Genomic DNA, 25,603 nt, shown 5'->3' with positions numbered 1-25,603 from the left:
GGTGCGGGACTGCTACAACCCGCACCATTACAGGCTAGTCGCTACGCGCAAAAGCGCCGCGTTACGCAACAATTTTCAACACTCAAATGACGATCCGCAGGCACTGGCCCGCGTGATACAGCGAGAACCCGGCCTCGTACAGGCAACTGCGCAAGCCCACACCCGCCAGTGGCTGCATCGGTGCGAAGGGAATCGGCAACGCCTGAGGATTTCCGTTACACAGGTAATCGACGAAGGCCTTGCCGACCACGGTGCCGGTGGTCACGCCACGGCCGTTGTAACCGGTGACGGCCACCAGTCCGGGCGCCGGTTCAAACAGGCGCATCAGGTGATCGGGAGTGAAGGCGATGCGCCCGGTCCAGGTGCATTCCCACTCCACGGGTTTGAGGTTGGGGAAGTAATGCTGCTGCACCCGGTCGGCCCAGGCCTTGAGGAACCAGGTCGGTTTCTGATTGCCGTTGCCGAGGCTGCCCAGCAGCAGGCGACCGTCCTTGTCGCGGCGGATGCTGCTCAACACCTGACGGGTATCCCAAGAGCCCTGCCCGCCCGGGAGGATTTCCTGAGCGGCGTCTTCGGTGAGCGGCACCGAGGCGACCTGATAGTAGTAACCGGGGAAGAAGTTGCGCTTGAGTTCGGTCCAGTCGCCTTCGGTGTAGGCGTTGGAGGCGATCACCACTTGTTCGGCGAGCACCGCACCCTGCTCGGTCTGCACCGACCATTTCTGCCCCTGGCGCTCAAGACGCGCGACCGGAGAGTGATCGAACATCTGCCCGCCGAGGCCGATCACAGCGTTGGCCAGCCCGGTGACATAAGCCATCGGATTGAGCGTACCGGCACGCCGGTCGAGCAAAGCGGCGGCAATCTTCTGTGTACCGGTCGCCTGTTCACAGGCCTTGCCGGTCAACAGTTCGACCGGTGCACCGCGGCGTTTCCACTGTTCTTCGCGACTGCGCAGATCCGCCTCGCCCTTGGCGTTGTGCGCCATGTGCAGGGTGCCTTCGCGGCGCAACTGGCAATCGATGTTGTATTTATCCACAAGGCTGAACACCAGCGCCGGCGCCGCACCGAGCATGCGGTTGAGCTGACTGCCGACCGCCTCGCCGAAGCCGGCCTCGATCTCGTCCGGCGCAATCCACATCCCGGCGTTGACCAGCCCGACGTTGCGCCCGGAGCCACCATGCCCGGCGCGATGGGCTTCGAGCACGCAGACGCTTTTGCCCTTCTCCAACAGATGCAGCGCCGCCGACAGCCCGGTAAACCCGGCGCCGATCACGCAGACATCGACTTTGACCTCGCCCCTGAGCGCCGTGTTATCCGGTCGTTGCGGCGTGAGTTTTTCCCACAGACATTCTTCGCGTAACGGCATTGCCAGACTCCAACAGAAACCTGCCAAACACACCTAAAAGATCGTTCCCACGCTCTGCGTGGGAACGCAGTCAGGGACGCTCTGCGTCCCGAAAGCGAACGCGGAGCGTTCGGTGCAGCATTCCCACGCAGAGCGTGGGAACGATCAATAGCTTTGAGAAAACTGTCAGTCGAAGGTAATGCCCTGCGCCAGCGGCAACTCCAGCGAGTAGTTCACGGTGTTGGTCTGCCGGCGCATGTACGCGCGCCATGCATCCGAGCCCGACTCACGACCGCCACCGGTTTCTTTTTCACCGCCAAACGCGCCGCCGATCTCAGCGCCGCTCGGGCCGATGTTGACGTTGGCGATGCCGCAGTCACTGCCGACCGCCGACATGAATTTCTCGGCCTCGCGCACATCGGTGGTGAAGATGCACGACGACAAACCTTGCGGCACGGCGTTGTTCAGGCGCAGCGCCTCTTCGAAATCGCTGTAACCGACCACGTACAGGATCGGAGCGAAAGTCTCGCTGCACACCACGTCACTCTGCTCCGGCATTTCAACAATGGCCGGCGCCACGTAGTAGGCATTCGGGAATTGATCTTCCAGTTGGCGCTTGCCGCCGAACACCCGACCGCCCTCGCTCAGCGCCTGCTCCAGCGCGTCCTGCATGTTTTCGAAGCTGTGCTTGTCGATCAGCGGGCCGATCAGGTTGCCTTCCAGCGGGTGACCGATACGGACTTTGGAGTACGCAGCTTTGAGGCGGGTGACGATCTCTTCTTTCACCGATTCATGGGCAATCAGGCGACGCAACGTGGTGCAACGCTGGCCGGCGGTACCGACGGCGCTGAACAGGATGGCGCGCACGGCCATGTCCAGATCGGCGCTCGGGCCGAGGATCATTGCGTTGTTGCCGCCCAGTTCGAGAATGCTGCGGGCAAAGCGGGCGGCGACTTTCGGCGCCACTTCGCGGCCCATTCGGGTGCTGCCAGTGGCGCTGATCAGCGCGACACGCGGGTCATCGACCAGCGCTTCGCCGGCATCGCGACCGCCGATGATCACCTGGCTCAGGTGCGCCGGGGCGTCGCTGAAATTCTTCAGTACGCGCTCGAACAGCGCCTGACAGGCCAGCGCGGTCAGCGGGGTTTTCTCCGACGGTTTCCACACCACCGGGTTGCCGCAGACCAGCGCCAGCGTGGTGTTCCACGCCCACACTGCGACCGGGAAGTTGAACGCGCTGATCACGCCGACCACACCCAGTGGGTGCCAGGTTTCACGCATGTGGTGGCCCGGGCGCTCGGAGGCGATGGTCAAACCGTAAAGCTGGCGGGACAGGCCGACGGCGAAGTCACAGATGTCGATCATCTCCTGCACTTCACCGAGGCCTTCCTGGGTGATCTTGCCCGCTTCCCAGGACACCAGTTCGCCGAGTTCGGTCTTGTATTCCCGCAGCACTTCGCCGAACTGACGCACCAGTTCGCCGCGACGTGGGGCCGGCACCTTGCGCCAATGTTCGAACGCATGATCTGCGCGACTGATGTGCTGCTCGACTTCAGCCGGGCCTTCCCAGTTCACGGCGCCGATGCGGCTGCCGTCGATGGGCGAATGTACCGGCACTTTGCCGTTCTGGTACAGGGCCGGGTTCACACCTAGACGATCAAGCAATGCGGCAACCATGGGTCACTCCTCAAGCAAAAAACTGAATGTGTGCGGGCGCGTTTTCACGACCGGGCAGACCTTTAGTTGTAGCGTCAGGAAGGCTGTGCAACAAACGACCTTTACGCGAGATATCATTCCGTTTATTCATGCTGCGCAGAAAGACAAGAAAAGGATCGCCCATGCTGAACAAACGCCACTTGCCGTCGATCACCGCGTTGCAGTGCTTCGAGGCCGTGACCCGGCACCTGAGTTTCACCCGGGCCGCCGAGGAACTGAACCTGACCCAGAGCGCTGTCAGCAAACAGGTGGCGCAGCTCGAAGAATTGCTGCAGCACTTGTTGTTTCGTCGGGTACGCCGCCGTTTGCAGATGACCCCGGCCGGCGATCTGTACCTGGTGGAAGTCAGAAAAATCCTGACCCAGGTCGAGATGTCGACCCATTACCTGCGTTCCTACGGCGGCGAAACCGAAGTCCTGCGCGTCTCCACGCCCTCGACCTTCGGCGCCCGCTGGCTGGTGCCGCGCCTCAAGGGCTGGCGCCTGCGTCATCCATCGATTCATCTGGATCTGTGCAACGAGCAAGAGGCCGATGACCTGCTGCAAGGTCGCAGCGACCTGGCGTTCTATTTCGGCCAGGGTTCACGCCCCGGCACCGAATGCCTGAAGCTGTTCGGCGAAGAGCTGGTGCCGGTCTGCGCGCCGAGCAGCCTGCCGGACACTCCGTTGACTGATCCAACGCAACTCACCGATCTGGTCCTGCTGCAGAATGCTTCGCGCCCGCAAGCGTGGCACGACTGGTTCGACAGCCAGGGCTACCAGACCGAACACAGCTACCACGGCCCGCGTTTCGAAACCTTTTATATGTGCATCCGCGCCGCGCAGGTCGGCTGCGGCGTCGCCCTGTTGCCGAGGTTTCTGGTGGAAGAGGAATTGGCCGACGGCAAACTGGTCATTCCCTGGCAGCATGCAATGCCCAGCACCGATGCCTATTACCTGGCCTACCCGGAACACGCGGCAGAAGTGCCCAAGGTGCGGGATTTCGTGAAGTGGATGCTGGAGCAGATCGACAGTCCTGATGCGGTCTGAGGCGCTGCGCCGGGATAAAAATCGCTGGCAATCCCCACCCCGGATATGCGCCACTAGCGCCATTGATTGATACCGCGCCAACGCGCGGCCCGTCTGGAGACCCCGTTATGAGCGAGAGTGTGTTTGCCGATCGCATCGTGCAGAACCTGCTCGACACCGACTTCTACAAACTGACGATGATGCAGGCGGTGCTGCACAACTACCCCAACGTCGAAGTCGAATGGGAGTTCCGTTGCCGTAACAGTGAAGATCTGCGCCCGTATCTGGCGGAGATCCGCTTCCAGGTCGAGCGTCTGGCCGAGTTGAGCCTGAGCGCCGATCAGTTGAGCTTTCTCGAGCGCATCTCGTTCCTCAAGCCGGATTTCCTGCGCTTCCTCGGTCTGTTCCGCTTCAACCTGCGCTACCTGCACACCGGCATCGAGAACGGCGAGCTGTTCATCCGCCTGCGCGGGCCGTGGCTGCATGTGATCCTGTTTGAAGTGCCGCTGCTGGCGATCGTCAGCGAAGTGCGCAACCGCTATCGCTACCGTGAAACAGTGCTGGAACAGGCCCGCGAACAGCTTTACCGCAAGTTCGACTGGCTGACGGCCAACGCCTCGGCCGATGAATTATCTGAACTGCAAGTAGCCGATTTCGGCACGCGCCGACGGTTTTCCTACCGCGTGCAGGAAGAAGTGGTGAACGTGCTCAAGCACGATTTCCCCGGGCGTTTCGTCGGCACCAGCAACGTGCACCTGTCCCGCGAACTGGACATGAAACCGCTGGGCACCATGGCCCACGAATGGATCATGGCGCACCAGCAACTCGGCCCGCGACTGATCGACAGCCAGATCGCCGCCCTCGATTGCTGGGTTCGCGAGTATCGCGGCTTGCTGGGGATCGCCCTGACCGACTGCATCACCACCGACGCGTTCCTCGGCGACTTCGATCTGTTCTTCGCCAAGCTGTTCGACGGTTTGCGCCATGACTCCGGAGATCCGGTGCAGTGGGGCGAAAAATGCATCGCCCACTATCACAAGCTCGGCATCGACCCGATGAGCAAGACCCTGGTCTTCTCCGACAGCCTGACGCTGCCCAAGTCGCTGGAGATCTTCCGGGCGCTGCGCGGCCGGATCAATGTCAGCTTCGGCATCGGCACCAACCTGACCTGTGACATTCCGGGTGTCGAACCGATGAGCATCGTGCTTAAAATGACCGCCTGCAACGGCCAACCGGTGGCGAAGATCTCCGACGAGCCGGGCAAGACCCACTGCAAAGACCCGAATTTCGTCGCCTATTTGCGACACGTTTTCCAGGTTCCTGCCGTTTCCAGCCTTTCTAGCAAGGAGTGAATTCATGCAAGCCGTACAGCGTGAGATTGCTGAACAGCTCAACGTTCAGCCGCCGTTCGCCGATTACCAGGCCCTCGAAGCGGAAGTCGCCCGACGCATCACCTTCATCCAGGATTGCCTGACCAGTTCCGGGCTCAAGACCCTGGTGCTGGGCATCAGCGGCGGGGTCGATTCGCTGACCGCAGGGCTGCTGGCCCAGCGCGCCATGCGTGAACTGCGCGAGCGCACCGGCGACGAGGCCTACAAGTTCATCGCCGTGCGCCTGCCGTACGACGTGCAGTTCGACGAACACGACGCCCAGGCCTCGGTGGACTTCATCGCCCCGGACGAGCGCCACACCGTCAACATCGGCCCGGCAGTGAAATCCCTGGCCAGCGAAGTCGCAGCCTTCGAAGGCAAGCATGCGGTGTCGGTGGATTTCGTGCTCGGCAACACCAAGGCGCGGATGCGCATGGTCGCCCAGTACACCATCGCCGGCGCGGCTCACGGCCTGGTGATCGGCACCGACCACGCGGCGGAAGCGGTGATGGGTTTCTTCACCAAGTTCGGTGACGGCGCCTGCGACCTGGCCCCGCTCAGCGGTCTGGTGAAAAACCAGGTCCGGGCCATCGCCCGCAGCTTCGGCGCACCGGAATCGCTGGTGGAAAAAGTGCCGACGGCGGATCTGGAAGACCTTTCGCCAGGCAAGCCGGACGAGGCGTCCCACGGCGTGACCTACGCCGAGATCGACGCTTTCCTGCACGGCGAGCCGGTGCGTCAGGAGGCGTTCGACATCATCGTCAACACCTACAAAAAGACCCATCACAAACGGGTCATGCCGTTTGCGCCTTGAATCCAGGGCATAAAAAAAGCGTCCTTCGGGACGCTTTTTTTTGACCTTGTGTTGCTTACTTCAGGGTCACGGTGCCTTTCATCATCGAGATGTGGCCCGGGAACGAGCAGAAGAAGCCGTACTTCTCGTCAGCCTTGAGCTTGGACACGTCGAAGGTCACCGAGTCGGTTTCCTTGGCGCCGATGATCTTGGTGTGAGCGATAACGCGCTCGTCACCGTCCTTCAGGTAGTTCTTGTCGATGCCGGCGGCCAGGCCGTCGGTGGCGATCGGCTGCATGTCGGCTTCTTTGCTGATCACCAGGTTATGGCCCATGACGTTCTTCGGCAGGCTGCCGGAGTGGGTCAGCTCGACGGTGAAGGTCTTGCAGCTCTTGTCGATTTCGATGGCCTTGGTGTTGAAGGACATCTGGTCGGTGGAATCAACGGTGGTTTTGCACTCGGCAGCCATCAATTGGCTGCTGGCCAGCGCCAGCAGGGATACCGCAACAACTTTGGAAAACATGGTGAATCTCCAAGGCAGGGTTAACAAAAACACGAATGGTTGGAAGACTGCCTGAAATCTTCGCAAGTTCCTATGACTTGAGTCAAAAATTGTATACAACTTTCAGGCTATGACACTCATCGAAACAATCTAACAGCCAGACGATTGGCCGGGCCGTATCTTCAGGGCTCAACACTCACCTGGAGTATCCGTCATGTCCTTCAACAGCCTGTTGTGCAGTCTGCTCGCCGCCTACGCCTGTGGTGCCAGCGGCACCTATGAAACCCCGAAACGCGAAGTCTAGCCCTTGGATCAAGGCGTGCCAGCCATTACCCTGTGACCGATTGACCCAGGAGGAAGGCATGTCTCTCACATCCGTTTGTGTATTTTGCGGTGCCAACGCTGGCACCACCCCGGCGTACACCGAAGCCGCGATCGCCCTCGGCACGGCTATCGCCGAGCGTAAGCTGACGCTGGTCTACGGCGGTGGCGCCGTCGGCCTGATGGGGATTGTCGCCGACGCCGCGCTGGCGGCCGGTGGCGAAGTGATCGGCATCATCCCGCAGAGCCTGATGGACAAGGAAATCGGTCACAAGAGCCTGACGCGTCTGGAAGTGGTCGACGGCATGCACGCGCGCAAGGCGCGGATGGCTGAACTCAGCGATGCGTTCATCGCCCTGCCCGGTGGCCTTGGCACCCTGGAGGAGCTGTTCGAAGTCTGGACCTGGGGCCAGCTCGGCTACCACGGCAAGCCGCTGGGCCTGCTGGAAGTGAACGGTTTCTACAGCAAACTCACTGCATTTCTCGATCACATCGTCGGCGAAGGCTTCGTTCGTGCGCCGCACCGTGACATGCTGCAAGTGAGTGAATCGCCGCAAACGCTGCTCGAAGCCCTCGACAACTGGAAGCCCACCGTCACCCCAAAATGGGTCGACCAGAAACCCGGTTAACCGCCGGGCACCGATACAGGGCAGAATACGCGCCGCTCAACCTCACCTTCGACCCCAGAGGATCGCCCATGGCCAAACCCAATTACTCCTTCGCCAAACGTCAACGTGATCTGGCCAAGGAACAGAAGAAAGAGGAAAAGCTTCAGCGCAAGAAACAGATGGCTGAAGAAGCGGCACTGAACCCTGATGGTGAAGTGGCGACCGATGATGATGTTGAGGCACCGAAAGACCAGGCACCCGACGCCTGAGCAACACTGCAGGACCACTGAACACAATCCCTGTGGGAGCGGGCTTGCTCGCGAAAGCGTCGTGACATTCACTATGGATGTGACTGACAAATTGCTTTCGCGAGCAAGCCCGCTCCCACATTTGATCTTCACTCCTCCAAGGGCAACACGGTGACGCGGACTTCCGGGTCGTGATTGCCACCACCCAGAATCACCCCGCGCAACGGCGAGACATCGGAAAAATCCCGGCCCCAGGCCAGGGTGATGTGCTCCAGTGCCGGCTGCACGTTGTTTGTCGGATCAAAATCCACCCAGCCCAGCACCGGGCAAAACACCGAAACCCAGGCATGGGACGCATCGGCGCCGATCAACCGTGGCTGCCCCGGTGGCGGTTGAGTCAGCAAGTAGCCGCTGACGTAACGCGCCGCCAACCCGCGTGATCGCACGCAGGCGAGCATCAGGTGCGCGAAGTCCTGACAGACCCCGCGTCGGCGCTCGAGCACTTCCACCAGCGGCGTCGCGACCTGTGTCGCTTCGGCATCGAAGGTGAATTCGCTGAAGATCTTCTGCATCAGGGCCTGCACACCCAACATCAACGGTCTGCCGGCCGGGAAACAACTTTCCGAGAACTCGACGAAACTGCGTTTCAGATGCACGTAAGGCGACTGGAATCGATAGCGACAGGCCTCCAGCAACGAGGCGGACAGCGGCTGGCTGCTGTAGGTCAGCGCGTTACGGGTCAGTTCCCAGGCCGGTGACTGATGGAAATCCACCACGGGCCGCGCCAGCACTTCGACCGTCAGCCGTGCGTTGACCTGCAACTCATCGTGAGGCCGTTCGAAAGCCAGGCGAGTCAGCGGATTGCCGAAGACATCCTGCTCGTCACGGCGGGTGGTCGGCTCTGGACTGATCAGCAGTTGCTGCTCGGTGCAGCGCTGCCACTCGCATTCGCGCGGCCACAGATGCGCCAGTTGCTGGGCCAGGGACACCGGACTGTTGTAGCGATAGCAGGTGTCGTGAAGGATCTGGTAATGGGCGCTCATCAGACGGACACCGTGCGCTGGCTGACATCATCGACATGGGCGAAATGGCGCAGGGCCAGACGATCCGACACCTGACTGCTGGCGTCGGCGATTTCCTGCAGCAAGTCCGCCAGACCGTCGAGGGCCGCGCGCACGCTGGATTCACCGAACAGCGGATTCTCCAGACAGCTCAGGTCGAAACGCGCCAGACGCTCGACCAGCGGCGGCAACCCCACCTCCCTCGGCACACCGAAATCATCATTCAGCCGCTTGAGGGTGCGGGTCACCAGTTTCAACTGGAACAGCACCGCATGAGGGTTCTGCTCGTCCAGCAGCAACAGGTCGAGTACCGGAATCAACTGCGCCACCGCCAGATAACGCGAGCGATAGGTGATGCTGCTGTTACCCAGCTCCAGCAACCATTCAAGCCCCGCTTGATCGAACGCCCCGGCGCCACGCAGGAAACCCGCGAGGCTGCTGCTGAGAAATTGCAGGCGCTCGATCCGCCGGCCGATCATCAGGAAGCGCCAGCCTTCGTCGCGGGTCATGTCGTCGAGGGCAAACCCGGACAACGCCGCCAGCGACATCACCAACCGGTTGAGAAAATCCAGCAGCTCGCCGAAATCCGGCTCGTCGGTGTCCAGCTCCGAAGCCTCTCGCTGCAACTCCACCAGCGCCTGCCAGTTTTCCCGGGACAGCTTGCCGCGCACTTGCGATGCCGCCCACTGCAAGCGTTGCAGGTTGGAACGCAGGCTGAACGACCAGTCCTCGCCGAGCAGTGCCGCGAGCAAACGCTCCGGCAGCTCACCCTCATCCGGCAGCAGCATCAGCCGCTCGCCCAGATCCACGGCGGCCTGCAAGGCTTGCGGGTCATCGCCGTCGACGTAACGCGCGAGCATGATGCGCAACAGCCGCGCGCTGTCGTCGCAACGCTCGCAGTAACGTCCGAACCAGAACAGGTTTTCCACCACCCGCGACGGCAGATACGGATCACGGCGCACCAGATCGGGCACGCCGATGTTGCGCTGGGCTTTCCACTGCTCACCGCTCGGCGGTCGATCCCCCAGCACCCAGGTGTCTTTGCTCGCGCCACCGCGCTGCATCGACACCACTTCGGCATCGGCTTCCGCGGCGACCCGGGTCAGGCCACCGGGCAGCACCCGATAACCATCGTGACTGGCCACTGCGTACATGCGCATGCCGATTGCCCGGGGTTGCAGTTGCCCGTCCTCGGGCTGCCAGATCGGCGCCTGGGACAACTGGGCGAGTTCTTGCGCGACATAGGCATAAGGGCGGGCCTGCATGCGCGCGGCGAGACTTTCACGCTGTTTTTCGCTCAGATCCCGACCAAACACCGGCGCAAAACTTTGCGACGGGAACGCCGGTTTGATCAACAGCTCAGGCAGTTTCTCCAGGGCCTGGGCCAACACCGGCGCTTCGCCGCACCACCACGTGGCGATGGACGGCAGGATCAGCTCTTCGCCGAACAGGTACTGATTGATCTTCGGCAGGAAGCCCAGCAGCCCCGGTGACTCCAGCACGCCGCTGCCCAGGGCGTTGGCCACCAGCACCCGTCCCTGACGTACCACCTCCAGCAATCCCGGAACGCCGAGCGCCGAATCCGTGCGCAGCTCCAGCGGATCACAGAAGTCATCGTCGAGCCGACGCATGATCGCGTGCACCCGGCGCAGGCCGCTGAGGGTTTTCAGGTAGACCGTGGCATCACGCACTGTCAGGTCGCCGCCCTCCACCAGCGGATAACCGAGCTGGCGGGCGAGATAGAGATGCTCGAAATAGCTTTCGTTGAAACGACCTGGGGTCAGCAACACCACCAGGGGCGCGTCATCGTCGCAGGGGGCCTGACGGGCCAGGGTTTCCTGCAAGGTGCGGAAGAAGCCGGCCAGGTGCTGCACTTTCAGATCCCGATACAACTCGGGGAAGGCGCGGGACACGATAGTGCGGTTTTCCAGCGCATAACCGGCGCCCGATGGCGCCTGGGTACGATCCGCCGTCACCCACCAGCGCCCGTCCGGCGTGCGCGCCAGATCCACGGCGTACAGATGCAGAAAGGCCCCGTCCGGTGGCGCAATGCCCTGACAGGGCCAGAGAAAGTTGTTGTGACCGAACACCAGCTCCGCCGGCAGCAGCCCTTCGCTGATCAGCCGCTGCGGGCCGTACAGGTCCGCCAGCACCGCATTGAGCAGCCGCGCACGCTGGGCAATCCCGGCCGACAGCTGTTGCCACTCATCGGCGGCGATTACGTGGGGCAACAGATCCAGCTCCCATGGACGGTCCGCGCCCTTGGGGTCGGCATAGACGTTGTAGGTGACGCCGTTTTCCTGGATCTGCCGGGTCAGCAACGCCTGACGCTGCACCAGTTGCGCCGGGGTGCTGCGCTGCAATTGGTCGACCAGTCGCCGCCAGTGCGGGCGCACCGCCCCGCTGTCGTCGAGCAGTTCGTGATAGGTGCCCGCTGTCAGCGGGTAGCGGTCAAGCAGGTCAGGCATGGAAAGCTCGGCAGCCGGCAAGGAGCGGTCAGACTAACGCAGGCACATGACGCCCGGATATACGAAAAATCCGGGCGTCGTGCCTGATTCAGAAACGTCGTAAATCGAGTGTCATCGGTAGTTCGTCGTTCGCTTCGACATTGGGTATCGGAAGTTTCCCCGGCGTATGTCCGATGCGGAAGAAACGCGCCATGCGTCGACTCTCCGCTTCGTTGGCGTTGACCGGCAGCGTCTCGTAATTGCGCCCGCCCGGGTGCGCGACGTGGTACTGGCAACCGCCCAGCGAGCGCTGCATCCAGGTATCAAGCAAGTCGAACACCAGCGGTGCATGCACCGGGATCGTCGGTTGCAGGCAGTTGGCCGGTTGCCACGCGCGGAAACGCACGCCGGCGACAAACTCGCCCACCCGCCCGCTCGGTTGCAACGGCACCGGGATGCCATTGCAGGTCAGCAGATAACGCTGCGGCGGCAGCCCCGTAAGCTTGACCTGCAATCGCTCCAGCGATGAGTCGACGTAGCGCACCGTACCGCCCGCCGCGCCCTCCTCGCCCAGCACATGCCAGGGTTCAAGGGCCTGACGCAATTCCAGCTCGATACCGTTGACGGCGTAGTCGCCGACCTTGGGGAAACGAAACTCAAGATGCGCCGCGAACCATTCGGCGCGCAGTGGATAACCGGCGTTGTTGAGTTCGACGATGACGTCGGCAAAGTCCTGCTCGATAAAATGCGGCAGCAGGAAGCGGTCGTGCAGTTCCGTGCCCCAGCGCACCAGTTTCGGCGGCGCATAAGGCTCGCGCCAGAACCGCGCCACCAGCGCCCGCAACAACAGCTGCTGAGCCAGGCTCATGCGCGCATGGGGCGGCATCTCGAACGCGCGCAACTCCAGCAGACCGAGGCGCCCGGTGGCGCCATCCGGTGAATACAGCTTGTCGATGCAGAACTCGGCGCGGTGGGTGTTGCCGGTGACGTCGATCAGCAGATTGCGCAACAGCCGATCCACCAGCCATGGCGCGCACTCTTCTCCCGGCGCCGGCATCTGCGCGAAAGCGATTTCCAGCTCATACAGCGCATCGTTGCGCGCTTCATCGACTCGTGGCGCCTGAGAGGTCGGGCCGATGAACAGGCCGGAAAACAGGTAGGACAGCGAAGGATGGTTGTGCCAGTAGCTGATCAGGCTGCGCAGCAGGTCCGGACGGCGCAGAAACGGTGAATCGCCCGGTGTCGCACCGCCGAGCACGAAGTGGTTGCCGCCACCGGTGCCGGTGTGTCGACCGTCGACCATGAATTTCTCGGTGGACAGTCGGGTCTGGCGCGCTTCTTCATACAGAAATTCGGTGCGCTCGACCAACTCGTCCCAAGTCGCCGACGGCTGCACGTTGACCTCGATCACGCCGGGATCCGGGGTGATGCGGAAATTGCTCAGGCGCGGATCGCTCGGCGGCTCGTAGCCTTCCAGCAACACCGGACAGTGCAGCTCCTCGGCGGTGGCTTCGATGGCGGCCACCAGCTCCAGATAATCCTCGACCCGCTCCAGCGGCGGCATGAACAGGTACAACCGGCCTTCCCTGGCCTCGGCGCAGAACGCGGTGCGGGTCAGCCAGTCGGCGGACTCGTCGATCTTCGGCACACGCTCGTCCGCCAGAGCGGGCTCGCCGTGTTCGTTGAGCTGCGATGTTTCGGGCAGTTCGGGGAAGTCCTGATTCGGATCGTTCGGATGAATGAACGGATACTCTGCCGCTTTCACCCAGGGCTGCGAACCCAATGGAAGACGATAGCCGAGCGGCGAATCCCCCGGCACCAGCCGGCAATGCTCATCGCGCAGATACCAGCGCCCGCTCTGCCATTGATCGCCCTTGGCGGTGCGCGCCAGCGGCAGCACCTGGCCGATGACCTTGTCCAGCCCCTGACTGAACACCTTGCGCAGTCGCGCACGTTCCAGCGGTTCCTCCAGGCGCGAGTCTTCGGCGCTGACGTTGCCCGGCAAGGCGCCTTCGCGCCAGAGGTAGTAGAAATTGTCTTCGTAGGCCGGGATTACGAAGCGTGTCGGCAGTTTCAGGCGTTCGGCGACACTCGCCAGAAAGCGCCCGGCCAGTTCACCCGTGGCGCCGTAATCCTGCTGCTCATCGGCGATCAACGCGTTGTTGTGCCAGATCGGCACGCCGTCGCGGCGCCAGTAGCAATTCAGCGACCAGCGCGGCAGTTGCTCGCCCGGATACCACTTGCCCTGGCCGAAATGCACCAGCCCTTTGGGCGCGTAATGCTTGCGCATGCGCTGGAACAGTTCGGCGGAGAGCCGGCGCTTGTCCGGGCCCAGCGCAGCGGTATTCCATTCGGCACCGTCGGGGTCGTCGATGGACACGAAGGTCGGTTCGCCGCCCATGGTCAGGCGCACGTCGCCTTCCAGCAGGTCGGCATCGATCTGCCGGCCCAGCGCCTGGATCGCCAGCCATTGCTCATCGGTGTAGGGCTTGGTGACCCGGGGTGCTTCCCAGATCCGCTCCACGGACATTTCGTGGCTGAACTCGCATTCGCAAGGCTCCACCAGACCGCTGATCGGCGCCGCCGAGGACGGATCGGGACTGCAGGCCAGCGGGATATGCCCTTCACCGGCGAACAACCCCGACGTTGCATCAAGGCCGATCCAGCCGGCGCCGGGCAAATACACCTCGCACCAGGCGTGCAGGTCGGTGAAGTCCACTTCGGTGCCGGACGGGCCGTCGAGGCTTTTCACGTCAGCGGTCAGTTGAATCAGATAACCGGAGACGAAACGCGCCGCCAGTCCGAGATTGCGCAGCAGTTGCACCAGCAGCCACGCCGAATCACGGCAGGAACCGGAGGCGTGTTCAAGGGTGTGTTCCGGGGTTTGTACGCCCGGCTCCATGCGAATCAGGTAATTGATGTCTTCGCTCAGACGCTGGTTGAGCGCCACCAGGAAATCCACGGCCGGCAGCGGCGTACGGTCGATGGCGTCCAGATAGGCCTTGAATTTCGGCGTCAGCGGCAGGGTTTCGAGGTACGGCGCCAACTCCTTGCGTTCATCGGCGGCGTAGGCGAAGGGGATTTTCTCGGCGTAGGGTTCGAGGAAAAAGTCGAACGGGTTGAACACCGCCATTTCGGCCAGCAAATCGACCTCGATCCGCAGTTCGGCGGTTTTTTCGGGGAACACCAGCCGTGCGAGGTAGTTGCCCTGAGGGTCCTGCTGCCAGTTGATGAAGTGCTGCTCGGGAGAGACTTTCAGTGAATAAGACAGAATCCGCGTGCGGCTGTGGGCAGCCGGGCGCAGCCGCACGATCTGCGGGCCGAGTTCGACAGCGCGGTCATAGCGGTAATGCGTGACGTGATGCAATGCGACATGAATCGACACGGCGTGCCTCCTGCGAGCCCAAGCGTATTCGAAAGCGCGCAAGACTTATGCCATGCAGAGGCTTGGGCGCTTTCCCGGAATGCTTAGGGCAGTACAGCACCAAAATCGGGCGATGCGGTGAAATGGTTTGGCACAGTTGCACGCAAATGTTGCGAAGAGCCCCTTCCCCTGACCCTCTCCCGTGATCGTTCCCACGCTCCTGCGTGGGAATGCAGCCCGTGACGCTCTGCGTCACTGGACGCGGAGCGTCCCTAGAGGCATTCCCACGCAGAGCGTGGGAACGATCAGCAAAACGCCAACCCGAAGGTTGGCGTTCTGTTCAGCTCAAGTGCGTTTTAGCGCGGTACGACCGGCTTGCGTGCCGGTTTCGGCCCTTTGCCTTTCGCGGCTTCCTTGCGCTCCTTGGCGGCCTGCTGGTTGCGGGCGAATGCCGCGGCCTTGGCCTGTTCACGCTTGTCCCAAGGATTGCCGCCGTCGCTGGCGCGTGGAGGCAGACCGGTGTGCTGGGTGAGGATCTTGGTGGTCTTCTCTTTCGCGACCTTGTGGCTGCCAGCCGGTGTCGAGTTCTTGCGACGGGCACTCTGGTAGCTGTCGGTGGCCGGCTGGTGCAGCGGGATCAACTGGTTCTTGCCCGGCCCGATCAGGTCGGCGCGGCCCATGCGGGTCAGCGCTTCACGCAGCATCGGCCAGCCTTTCGGGTCGTGATAACGCAAGAACGCCTTGTGCAGACGACGCTGCTCCTCGCTCTTGACGATGGTCACGCCGTCGCTCTTGTAGGTGACCTTGCGCAGCGGGTTCTTGCCGGAGTGGTACATCGCGGTGGCGGTGGCCATCGGCGACGGATAGAACGCCTGCACCTGGTCGGCACGGAAGCCGTTGCCCTTGAGCCACAGGGCCAGGTTCATCATGTCTTCATCGGTGGTGCCCGGGTGCGCGGCGATGAAGTACGGAATCAGGTACTGCTCTTTCCCGGCTTCCTTGGTGTACTTCTCGAACATGCGCTTGAAGCGATCGTAGGTGCCGATCCCCGGCTTCATCATCTGGTTGAGCGGACCTTCCTCGGTGTGTTCCGGGGCGATCTTCAGGTAACCACCGACGTGATGGGTCACCAGTTCCTTGACGTACTCCGGCGACTCGACCGCGAGGTCGTAACGCAGGCCGGAGGCGATCAAAATCTTCTTCACACCCGGCAAGGCACGGGCGCTGCGATACAGCTGAATCAGCGACGAGTGGTCGGTGTTCAGGTTCGGGCAGATGCCCGGGAACACGCACGATGGCTTGCGGCACGCGGATTCGATTTCCGGGCTCTTGCAGGCGATGCGGTACATGTTCGCGGTCGGGCCGCCGAGGTCGGAAATGACGCCGGTGAAACCCGGCACCTTGTCGCGGATCTCTTCGATTTCGCGAATGATCGACTCTTCGGAACGGTTCTGGATGATCCGGCCTTCGTGCTCGGTGATCGAGCAGAAGGTGCAGCCACCGAAGCAGCCACGCATGATGTTCACCGAGAAACGGATCATGTCGTAGGCCGGGATCTTTTCCTTGCCGTACGCAGGGTGCGGAACACGTGCGTAAGGCATGCCGAACACGTAGTCCATTTCTTCAGTGGTCATCGGAATCGGCGGCGGGTTGAACCAGACGTCGATCTCGCCATGCTTCTGCACCAGCGCACGGGCGTTGCCCGGGTTGGTTTCCAGGTGCAGCACGCGGTTGGCGTGGGCGTACAGAACCGGGTCGTTACGCACCTTTTCCATCGACGGCAGGCGAATCACGGTCTTGTCGCGGGTCATTTTCGGGCTGGCCAGGATCTGCACGACCTTGGCTTCTTCCGGATCGTCAATCGGGCCCTTCTCCTGCTCGATCGCGCAAGCCTGAGTGTCCTGGGTGTTGACGTACGGGTTGATGATCTTGTCGATCTTGCCCGGACGGTCGATGCGCGTGGAGTCGACTTCGTACCAGCCCGCCGGCGTGTCGCGACGGATGAACGCGGTGCCGCGCACATCGGTGATGTCTTCGATCTTGTGACCGTAGGACAGACGCTGGGCGACTTCGACAATCGCCCGCTCGGCGTTGCCGTACAGCAGGATGTCGGCGCTGGCGTCGATCAGGATCGAGTTGCGCACGCGATCCTGCCAGTAGTCGTAGTGGGCGATGCGGCGCAGGGATGCTTCGATGCCGCCGAGCACGATCGGCACGTGCTTGTAGGCTTCCTTGCAGCGCTGGCTGTAAACCAGGCTCGCGCGGTCCGGACGTTTGCCGGCCATGCCACCCGGGGTGTAGGCGTCGTCGGAACGGATTTTCTTGTCCGCGGTGTAGCGGTTGATCATCGAGTCCATGTTGCCGGCCGCGACGCCGAAGAACAGGTTCGGCTCGCCAAGCTTCATGAAGTCGTCTTTGGACTGCCAGTTCGGCTGCGCGATGATCCCGACGCGGAAGCCTTGCGACTCCAGCAGCCGGCCGATGATCGCCATGCCGAACGACGGGTGATCGACGTAGGCATCTCCCGTGACAATGATGATGTCGCAGGAATCCCAGCCAAGCTGATCCATCTCCTCCCTGCTCATCGGCAGGAATGGCGCCGGCCCGAAACATTCGGCCCAGTATTTTGGATAGTCAAATAACGGCTTGGCTGCTTGCATGTCGATGACCGGTGTTGAGGTGCAAAATCGCGGGCGCGGAATATAGCACAAAAAATGACCAATTCCGACGGCTGTGGTCGGAAATATCAGGGGCGTTCAGACGACGACAGACTTACTCGTCGTCGTCGAAGTTATAGCTGCCCGGCGCGAGGTTTTCGAAGCGGGTGTACTTGCCGATGAAGGCCAGGCGGATGAAGCCGATCGGGCCGTTCCGCTGCTTGCCGATGATGATCTCGGCGATGCCCTTGTGTTCGGTTTCCGGGTGATACACCTCGTCCCGGTACACGAACATGATCACGTCGGCGTCCTGCTCGATCGCTCCGGATTCCCGCAAGTCGGAGTTCACCGGACGCTTGTTGGGACGTTGTTCCAGGGAGCGGTTGAGCTGCGACAGGGCGACTACCGGGCAGTTGAATTCCTTGGCCAGGGCTTTCAGGGATCGGGAGATCTCGGAAATCTCGTTGGTCCGGTTGTCACCGCTGGAACCCGGGATCTGCATCAGCTGCAGGTAGTCGATCATGATCAGGCCGATGTCGCCGTGCTCGCGCACCAGACGCCGGGTCCGGGCGCGCATTTCCGACGGGCTGATGCCGGCGGTGTCATCAATGAACAGCTTGCGGTCGTTGAGCAAGTTGACCGCTGAGGTCAGGCGCGGCCAGTCGTCGTCTTCCAACTGGCCGGAACGCACCTTGGTCTGGTCGATACGACCGAGGGACGACAGCATACGCATGATCAGCGATTCACCTGGCATCTCGAGGGAGTACACCAGCACCACCTTGTCGCTGCGCAACACGGCGTTTTCCACCAGGTTCATCGCAAAGGTGGTCTTACCCATCGACGGACGGCCGGCGACGATGATCAGGTCGGCCGGTTGCAGGCCGCTGGTCTTCTCGTCGAGGTCGGTGTAGCCGGTGGACAGGCCGGTGATCGAGTCGGCGGTGTTGAACAGGGTGTCGATGCGGTCGATGGCCTTGGTCAACAGGTCATTCACGCCCACCGGGCCGCCGGTTTTTGGCCGGGCCTCGGCAATCGCGAAGATCTGCCGCTCGGCTTCGTCGAGGATTTCCTCGGCGGTGCGACCTTCGGGGTTGAAGGCGCTGTCGGCAATCTCGGTGCTGATACCGATCAACTGACGCAACGTCGCACGCTGGCGGACGATCTGCGCATAGGCCTTGATGTTGGCGACGGATGGCGTGTTTTTCGCCAGCTCGCCAAGGTAACCGAGGCCGCCGACCTGCGAGGTCTGACCTTCCTTGTCCAGTTGCTCGGCAAGGGTCACGACGTCGATCGGCATGTTCTGATCGGCCAGTTTGGCGATCGCACGGAAAATCAGACGGTGGTCATGTCGGTAGAAATCGCCGTCGGAGACTTGATCGAGCACGCGTTCCCAGGCGTTGTTGTCCAGCATCAGACCACCGAGCACGGCCTGTTCGGCCTCGATGGAATGCGGCGGCACCTTCAGCGCGGCGGTTTGCAGATCGTATTGCTCGGGAGCGGAGATTTCGTTCATGGCCACTTTTTAATCAGGAAAAGCAGGGAGTGCAGAAAGACAAAGGGCACGACCTGTAAACAGGATCGTGCCCGATGTTAACCGTCTGACGGACAAGCCGCCAGTCGATCAGGGTGTTGCTTAAGCTGCTACCACGACAACGCGTACGGTGGCTTCAACTTCGGCGTGCAGGTGCACAGCCACGTCGAATTCACCCACGTTGCGGATGGTGCCGTTCGGCAGACGAACTTCGCTTTTCGCAACTTCAACGCCGGAGGCGGTCAGTGCGTCAGCGATGTCGTGAGTACCGATCGAACCGAACAGCTTGCCTTCGTCGCCAGCGGTGGCAGTGATGGTCACTTCCAGCTCGGCCAGTTGGGCAGCACGGCTTTCAGCCGATGCTTTACGGTCTGCGGCGGCTTTTTCCAGCTCAGCGCGACGCTCTTCGAACGCAGCCAGGTTGGCAGCGGTCGCAGCGGTGGCTTTGCCGAAAGGCAGCAGGTAGTTACGGCCGTAACCGGCCTTAACGTTTACTTTGTCGCCCAGGTTGCCCAGGTTGGCGATTTTTTCCAGAAGGATCAGTTGCATGTGGAAATCCTCTTAACTTTTAACCTTCACCGTTCGCGTTATCGGTGTCTTTCGACACCCGACCGCGAAAATCAATCAGGCTGTCGACAATGGCCAGAACCACGAGCAACGGATAGATCAGCTGCATGAACAGCAACAGCGTCACGTACAACCCCACCAGCCAGAAACCGGCCAGTCGCCTTTGCGCCACCAGCCCGTGAATCAGGGCCAGCCCGGCGAACACCAGCGGTACACTGCACAACGGCGTCAACATGGCCATCTGTGCACCGAGATTCGGGCCCAGAAGCATCAACGCCAGCAGTAACATCGCCGGCCCCAGCGGGATCCGGATGGCGCGAAACTCGCGACCAAAACCACCCGGGTTGTACAACAACGCCTGCCAGTAACGCCCGACAATCAGGCTCAGCACGCTGACGATCTGCAACAAAGCCGCAATCAGGCCGGTCAGGACCGGTGCGATCAGCGACGCGAAACGCGCCTGCTCGTCTACCGACAACTGTTGGTAGGCATCACCGAGAAGCGCGGGCATGACCTTTACCAAGGCCTGCGCCAGCATCTCGATCTGGGGCGCAAACGCCGCCCCGAGCACCACTGAAAACACCAGCCCCATGGCTACGCTGACCAGCAGCGTACGGACCCAGGACTCGCTTGCGCGCAACACCAGCGCAAGCCCCGAAGAACCCAGCAGCACGAGAAGTGCCCTTGGGTCATCGGCATACAACCACCAGATCAATGCCGGCAGCAGTCCCAGCGACACGACGCCCAGGGCGTCGGTCAATCCGCGCCGCAGAAGCACCAGGCTCCCGGCGGCAGCACCCAACCAATACAACAACGGCAATGTTGCAAACCCGGCCACTACGAGAGTGGCCTGCATACGGCCGCGCATGATGAACTCAGCTAAGGCACGCATGCATTCAATCCTTTGCTACTTGTCGACTGCCCGGTCTCAGCGGCCGTGGCTGTCGGTGTAGGCCAGCAGGGCCAGGAAGCGGGCGCGCTTGATAGCGGTGGCCAGCTGACGCTGATAACGAGCTTTGGTACCGGTGATGCGGCTTGGAACGATTTTGCCGGTCTCGGATACGTAGGCTTTCAGAGTGTTGAGATCTTTGTAATCGATCTCCTTCACGTCTTCAGCGGTGAAGCGGCAGAATTTACGACGACGGAAGAAACGTGCCATTTGATAGGCTCCTTAAAAGGTCCGTGGATTACTCGTCAGCGTTATCGCTGTTGTCGCTGTCGCTATCGCTGTCATCGCCATCGGCGCTGCCATCGTGCTCAGGACGTTCGCGACGCTCACGGCGCTCACTGCGGTTTTCTTCAGCCTTGAGCATCTCGGACTGGCCGGTAACGGCTTCGTCGCGACGGATGACCAGGTTACGGATCACAGCATCGTTGTAGCGGAAGTTGTCTTCCAGCTCGGCCAGGGCCTTGCCGGTGCACTCAACGTTCAGCATCACGTAGTGAGCCTTGTGAACATTGTTGATTGCGTAGGCCAGTTGACGACGGCCCCAGTCTTCCAGACGGTGGATTTTGCCGCCGTCTTCTTCGATCAGCTTGGTGTAACGCTCAACCATGCCGCCGACTTGCTCGCTCTGGTCAGGGTGGACCAGAAAGATGATTTCGTAATGACGCATGAATGCTCCTTACGGGTTGTAGCCTGCCGCTCAAAAACGGTCAGACAAGGAGTGAATGACACTTATGGACTTGCTGGCGCGGGGCACATGCATGCCTGCCGCCACAGCAAGGGGCGCAATTGTAGAGAAGGGACTGAAGAGGTGCAAGGCAATTGGTGATTATTTGAACAGTCACCAAAATTTTGCCCCGCCATAAAACGCTGTGGGAGCGAGCTTGCTCGCGAAGGGGATACATCAGGCAACATTTTTGTCGACTGACACTCCGCTTTCGCGAGCAAGCCCGCTCCCACATTTGAATCGGCGTAAGGCTTAAGCCTTTTTGACAGTCGCCTTGGCCTTGGCGCCGCGCTGGCGCTGGGCTTCGAACAGGCACACGCCGGTCGCAACAGAAACGTTGAGACTGCTGACGCTACCGGCCATCGGCAGGTGCACCAGGTAATCGCAATGCTCACGGGTCAGGCGACGCATGCCTTTGCCTTCGGCGCCCATGATCAGGATGGTCGGGCCGGTCAGATCCTGGTCATAGATGCTGACCTCGGCCTCACCCGCCGTGCCGACGATCCACAGACCACGCTGCTGGAGCTTTTCCAGGGTGCGCGCAAGGTTGGTGACGGCCACCAGCGGAATCACTTCCGCCGCGCCGCAAGCCACTTTACGCACCACAGGTGTCAGGGTGGCCGACTTGTCTTTTGGCACAATGACCGCCAGCGCACCGGCAGCATCCGCCGAACGCAGGCAGGCGCCCAGGTTATGCGGGTCGGTCACGCCGTCGAGCACCAGCAACAGCGGCGCGCCTTCGGTGCGATCGAGCAGCTCGTCGAGCATCGCTTCACCCCAGACCTGGCTCGGACTGACGTCCGCCACCACGCCCTGGTGCACGCCTTCGACCCAGGCGTCCATTTCGCGGCGCTCGGCCTGACCGATCTGGACCCGGTTTTCGTTGGCCAGTTCGATCAGCGTCTGCACGCGCGGATCGTTGCGGCTTTCAGCCAGCCAGATCTGCTTGACGCGTTTAGGGTGGTGACGCAGCAACGCTTCTACCGCGTGAACGCCGTAGATTTTTTCCAACTGACTCATGACTTCGCCTTCGGTTTACGCGCCCCGCCACTTTTGGCTGGAGCGGAACCCGCTTTCGGCGGGCCTTTACGGTGTTTGCTCGGTTTGGCTGGCTTGCCGCCGGAGGCCTTTTCAGGCGCCGACCGTCCGGTCTTTCCCCCGGACGCCGCTTTACCACCGTTTTTGGCGTCGGCCAGCAAGGCCTTCTTCATTTCACGGCTTTTGCGCAGTTCGGCGTTTTTCGCCACGGCATCGCTTGGACGATAAGCCTCGGAAACCTTTTCCTTGGCCGGGCGACGGCTGGCGGTTTTTGCCGGAGCCTTTTCTTCCACAACCTTCGCTGCTGGAGCGGCTGTCTCGGCGCCACGCTTCTTGCGGCCGATCGGCGCGCTGATGGTTTTTTCAGCCATCTCGAAGTCGATCTTGCGCTCGTCGAGATCGACGCGCATGACGCGCACTTCAACGGTATCGCCAAGACGGAAGCTGCGACCGGTGCGCTCGCCCGCCAGGCGGTGGTGCACAGGGTCGAAGTGGTAGTAGTCGCCCGGCAGTGCGGTGACGTGCACCAGACCTTCGACGTAGATATCGGTCAGTTCGACGAACAGCCCGAAACCGGTCACGGCAGTGATCACGCCCGGGAACGATTCGCCCACGCGGTCCTTCATGAACTCGCACTTGAGCCAGTTCACCACGTCGCGGGTCGCTTCGTCGGCGCGGCGCTCGCTCATCGAGCACTGCTCGCCGAGCTGCTCCAGCGCTGCTTCGTCGTACGGATAGATGCGCGCCTTCGGAATGGTCATCGCACCGGCACGACGAACGTGCGGGGTGTCTTGTTTCGAATGGATCACGCTGCGGATCGCCCGGTGCGTGAGCAAGTCCGGGTAACGACGGATCGGCGAGGTGAAGTGGGTATAGGCTTCGTAATTCAGGCCGAAGTGGCCTTCGTTCTGAGCGCTGTACACCGCCTGGCTCAGGGAGCGCAGCATCACGGTCTGGATCAGGTGGAAATCCGGACGGTCCTTGATGCTGGCCAGCAGGGCCTGATAGTCCTTCGGCGACGGACCATCCTTGCCTTTGTGCAGGGACAGGCCGAGCTCACCGAGGAACGCACGCAGTTTTTCCAGACGCTCCGGTGGCGGGCCGTCGTGGACGCGGTACAACGCAGGGATTTCGTGCTTCTTCAGGAATTCGGCAGTGGCCACGTTGGCCGCCAGCATGCATTCCTCGATCAGCTTGTGCGCGTCGTTACGGGTGGTCGGACGGATTTCGGCAATCTTGCGCTCGGAACCGAAGATGATCCGGGTTTCCTGAGTTTCGAAATCGATCGCGCCGCGCACGTGACGGGCAGCCAGTAATACCTTGTACAGCGCGTATAGCTGCTTGAGGTGCGGCAAGACGTCGGTGTATTCACCGCGCAGCTTGCGACCTTCGGTAGCCTTCGGCGTTTCCAGCATCGCGCTGACCTTGTTGTAGGTCAGACGAGCGTGGGAATGGATCACCGCTTCATAGAAGCAGTAGTCGGTCATTTCGCCGGACTTGGAGATGGTCATCTCGCAAACCATGGCCAGACGATCGACATGCGGGTTCAGCGAGCACAGGCCGTTGGAGAGCTGCTCCGGCAGCATCGGCACCACGCGCTCGGGGAAGTACACCGAGTTGCCGCGCACCTGGGCTTCGTTGTCCAGGGCCGAACCGATCTTCACGTAGCTGGAAACGTCGGCAATCGCCACGTACAACTTCCAGCCGCCGGAGAACAGGCGCAGCTTGCCTGGCTTGGCTTCGCAGTAGACCGCGTCGTCGAAGTCGCGGGCATCTTCGCCGTCGATGGTGACGAACGGCAGATGGCGCAGGTCGACGCGCTTCTCTTTGTCTTTCTCTTCGACTTCCGGCTTGAGCTTGCCGGCTTCCTTCAGAACGGCTTCAGGCCAGACGTGCGGAATGTCGTAGGTGCGCAGGGCGACATCGATTTCCATGCCCGGCGCCATGTAGTTGCCGACGACTTCGATCACGTCACCTTGCGGCTGGAAGCGCGGAGTCGGCCAGTGGGTGATTTTCACCTCGACGAACTGACCGATCTGGGCGTTGGCGTTGCGGCCCGGGGTAACCAGCACTTCCTGCTGGATCTTCGGGTTGTCCGCAACGACGAAGCCGATACCGCCTTCTTCGAAGTAACGGCCGACGATGCTTTCGTGGGCACGGGACACCACTTCGACGATCACGCCTTCGCGACGACCACGACGATCCAGGCCGGACACACGGGCCAGGGCACGGTCGCCATCGAACACCAGACGCATTTGCGCCGGACTCATGAACAGGTCGTCGGAGCCGTCATCCGGCACCAGGAAGCCGAAGCCGTCGCGGTGACCACTGATGCGACCGAGGATCAGGTCGAGCTTGTCCACCGGCGCATACGTGCCACGGCGGGTGTAGATCAGTTGAGCGTCGCGCTCCATGGCGCGCAGGCGGCGGCGCAGGGCTTCGATCTGGTCTTCTGTGGTCAGACCAAACTCTTCGACCAGTTGCTCGCGGGCAGCAGGCGAACCCCGATCAGCAAGGTGCTGAAGGATCAGTTCGCGGCTGGGAATAGGGTTTTCATATTTTTCCGCTTCACGAGCGGCCTCGGGATCGAGGGACTGCCAATCGGCCATTAGAGAGTTTTCACCTTGTCTATATGCGGGTTAGTTTGGCATAGGCGCCATCAAACGGGAAATTTCCGACTATATAAGGCGCGTCTGGAGCCTTGTATCGACGCCTGGAGGGCGTTTTGAACACCGCTGGTAAAAAAAATCATTTTTTTTGCTGGCAGGGGTTTACAGTTAAAAAGGCGCTCCGTATAGTGCGCGCCATCGACGACGTACACACGTTGACGAGATGCCCAGGTGGTGAAATTGGTAGACACGCCAGCTTCAGGTGCTGGTGACCTTACGGTCGTGGAAGTTCGAGTCTTCTCCTGGGCACCAATTTAGAGTTTGAGACTAGATCAGTTTCAAGACTCACACAAAAACCCGCGAAAGCGGGTTTTTTGCATTCTGCGCCCAGGATTTTTTCTGAAATTGATTTATTAAAATCAAATCAGGGGTTTACAGATCAAAAGGCGCTCCGTATAGTGCGCCACATCAACAGCGGCAACGCTGAAGATGAAGCCCAGATGGTGAAATTGGTAGACACGCCAGCTTCAGGTGCTGGTGACCTTACGGTCGTGGAAGTTCGAGTCTTCTTCTGGGCACCAATTCAAATTCAAGGTCACGATCTTGAATCTCACAAAAACCCGCGAAAGCGGGTTTTTGCGTTTCCGGGGTTTGGAAAAGTCTGAGCCCCAACGCCTACCAGACCCACCTCCTCCCCGCAAGGCGCACTTGAGAAACAATATCGTTTATCATTGTTGCAAGTTTTT

Annotated in this window: 19 protein-coding genes and 2 tRNA genes; 7 read left to right on the top strand and 14 right to left on the bottom strand. The window is 61.3% G+C overall.

The features are described 5' to 3' along the window. Positions 1-82: 82 nt before the first annotated feature. The gene (locus CAF90_RS22285; protein WP_085608512.1) at positions 83-1,366 is read right to left on the bottom strand and encodes an FAD-binding oxidoreductase; all 1,284 of its coding nucleotides are present in this window, start codon (positions 1,364-1,366) and stop codon (positions 83-85) included. A 165-nt stretch (positions 1,367-1,531) separates the two neighbouring features. Then, the gene (locus CAF90_RS22280; RefSeq protein WP_085608511.1) at positions 1,532-3,022 is read right to left on the bottom strand and encodes an aldehyde dehydrogenase family protein; all 1,491 of its coding nucleotides are present in this window, start codon (positions 3,020-3,022) and stop codon (positions 1,532-1,534) included. Positions 3,023-3,183: 161 nt separating this feature from the next. Here CAF90_RS22280 and CAF90_RS22275 point away from each other — a divergent pair, with 161 nt between their 5' ends. The 3 genes from CAF90_RS22275 to nadE all read left to right on the top strand — a co-directional run bounded on the left by CAF90_RS22275 (position 3,184) and on the right by nadE (position 6,252). After that, positions 3,184-4,089: a LysR family transcriptional regulator gene (locus CAF90_RS22275; RefSeq protein WP_007950669.1), complete on the top strand. Its 906-nt coding sequence runs from the start codon at positions 3,184-3,186 to the stop codon at positions 4,087-4,089. Between the two features lie 107 nt (positions 4,090-4,196). Continuing rightward, entirely contained in the window at positions 4,197-5,420 is a 1,224-nt protein-coding gene (pncB, locus tag CAF90_RS22270) for a nicotinate phosphoribosyltransferase (RefSeq protein WP_085608510.1), read from the top strand. Between the two features lie 4 nt (positions 5,421-5,424). Beyond that, the gene (nadE, locus tag CAF90_RS22265; protein ID WP_007950678.1) at positions 5,425-6,252 is read left to right on the top strand and encodes an ammonia-dependent NAD(+) synthetase; all 828 of its coding nucleotides are present in this window, start codon (positions 5,425-5,427) and stop codon (positions 6,250-6,252) included. A gap of 55 nt (positions 6,253-6,307) precedes the next feature. Here the strand turns inward: nadE and azu are convergent, their stop codons facing one another. Continuing rightward, positions 6,308-6,754 (bottom strand): azurin, encoded by a 447-nt coding sequence (gene azu, locus CAF90_RS22260; protein ID WP_064593127.1) that lies wholly within the window; start codon positions 6,752-6,754, stop codon positions 6,308-6,310. A gap of 341 nt (positions 6,755-7,095) precedes the next feature. Here azu and CAF90_RS22255 point away from each other — a divergent pair, with 341 nt between their 5' ends. Beyond that, positions 7,096-7,683 carry a TIGR00730 family Rossman fold protein gene (locus CAF90_RS22255; protein ID WP_039766689.1) on the top strand — a complete coding sequence of 196 codons (588 nt, stop codon included), beginning with the start codon at positions 7,096-7,098 and terminating at the stop codon, positions 7,681-7,683. A 68-nt stretch (positions 7,684-7,751) separates the two neighbouring features. Beyond that, complete coding sequence (locus tag CAF90_RS22250) at positions 7,752-7,931, top strand: hypothetical protein (RefSeq protein ID WP_007950694.1); 180 nt, start codon at positions 7,752-7,754, stop codon at positions 7,929-7,931. A 128-nt stretch (positions 7,932-8,059) separates the two neighbouring features. Here the strand turns inward: CAF90_RS22250 and CAF90_RS22245 are convergent, their stop codons facing one another. The 11 genes from CAF90_RS22245 to rnr all read right to left on the bottom strand — a co-directional run bounded on the left by CAF90_RS22245 (position 8,060) and on the right by rnr (position 24,857). Then, complete coding sequence (locus CAF90_RS22245) at positions 8,060-8,953, bottom strand: transglutaminase family protein (RefSeq protein WP_085608509.1); 894 nt, start codon at positions 8,951-8,953, stop codon at positions 8,060-8,062. Continuing rightward, positions 8,953-11,439: a circularly permuted type 2 ATP-grasp protein gene (locus CAF90_RS22240; RefSeq protein WP_085608508.1), complete on the bottom strand. Its 2,487-nt coding sequence runs from the start codon at positions 11,437-11,439 to the stop codon at positions 8,953-8,955. Before CAF90_RS22240 ends, CAF90_RS22245 begins: the two co-directional genes overlap by 1 nt. Before the next feature lie 88 nt (positions 11,440-11,527). After that, positions 11,528-14,803, bottom strand: coding sequence for a DUF2126 domain-containing protein (locus CAF90_RS22235; RefSeq protein ID WP_085608507.1), 3,276 nt, complete (start codon positions 14,801-14,803; stop codon positions 11,528-11,530). Positions 14,804-15,138: 335 nt separating this feature from the next. Then, a complete protein-coding gene (locus CAF90_RS22230) occupies positions 15,139-17,442 on the bottom strand; it encodes a YgiQ family radical SAM protein (protein ID WP_085608506.1) in 2,304 nt (767 codons plus the stop codon). Positions 17,443-17,554: 112 nt separating this feature from the next. Then, positions 17,555-18,952, bottom strand: a complete 1,398-nt coding sequence (dnaB, locus tag CAF90_RS22225; RefSeq protein WP_007950700.1) for a replicative DNA helicase — start codon at positions 18,950-18,952, stop codon at positions 17,555-17,557. Between the two features lie 120 nt (positions 18,953-19,072). Then, positions 19,073-19,519: a 50S ribosomal protein L9 gene (gene rplI / locus CAF90_RS22220; protein WP_003186385.1), complete on the bottom strand. Its 447-nt coding sequence runs from the start codon at positions 19,517-19,519 to the stop codon at positions 19,073-19,075. Between the two features lie 19 nt (positions 19,520-19,538). Further along, complete coding sequence (locus CAF90_RS22215; protein WP_085608505.1) at positions 19,539-20,429, bottom strand: hypothetical protein; 891 nt, start codon at positions 20,427-20,429, stop codon at positions 19,539-19,541. 36 nt (positions 20,430-20,465) lie between these two features. Continuing rightward, entirely contained in the window at positions 20,466-20,696 is a 231-nt protein-coding gene (gene rpsR / locus CAF90_RS22210; protein WP_002551829.1) for a 30S ribosomal protein S18, read from the bottom strand. A 28-nt stretch (positions 20,697-20,724) separates the two neighbouring features. Then, a complete protein-coding gene (gene rpsF / locus CAF90_RS22205; protein ID WP_007950702.1) occupies positions 20,725-21,153 on the bottom strand; it encodes a 30S ribosomal protein S6 in 429 nt (142 codons plus the stop codon). 309 nt (positions 21,154-21,462) lie between these two features. Next, entirely contained in the window at positions 21,463-22,230 is a 768-nt protein-coding gene (rlmB, locus tag CAF90_RS22200) for a 23S rRNA (guanosine(2251)-2'-O)-methyltransferase RlmB (RefSeq protein WP_085608504.1), read from the bottom strand. Beyond that, the gene (gene rnr, locus CAF90_RS22195) at positions 22,227-24,857 is read right to left on the bottom strand and encodes a ribonuclease R (RefSeq protein WP_085608503.1); all 2,631 of its coding nucleotides are present in this window, start codon (positions 24,855-24,857) and stop codon (positions 22,227-22,229) included. Before rnr ends, rlmB begins: the two co-directional genes overlap by 4 nt. A 225-nt stretch (positions 24,858-25,082) precedes the next feature. Here rnr and CAF90_RS22190 point away from each other — a divergent pair. Both CAF90_RS22190 and CAF90_RS22185 read left to right on the top strand, forming a co-directional pair. After that, positions 25,083-25,169 (top strand) — tRNA-Leu (locus CAF90_RS22190). Between the two features lie 182 nt (positions 25,170-25,351). Beyond that, a tRNA-Leu gene (locus tag CAF90_RS22185) sits at positions 25,352-25,438 on the top strand. The last annotated feature ends 165 nt before the right edge of the window (positions 25,439-25,603 follow it).

This window comes from Pseudomonas sp. B37(2017) (assembly GCF_002112885.1).
Classification (GTDB): Bacteria; Pseudomonadota; Gammaproteobacteria; order Pseudomonadales; family Pseudomonadaceae; genus Aquipseudomonas; species Aquipseudomonas paraglycinae.
Note: the sequence above shows the minus strand (reverse complement) of the source record. Positions and strands in the feature narration are given on the sequence as shown.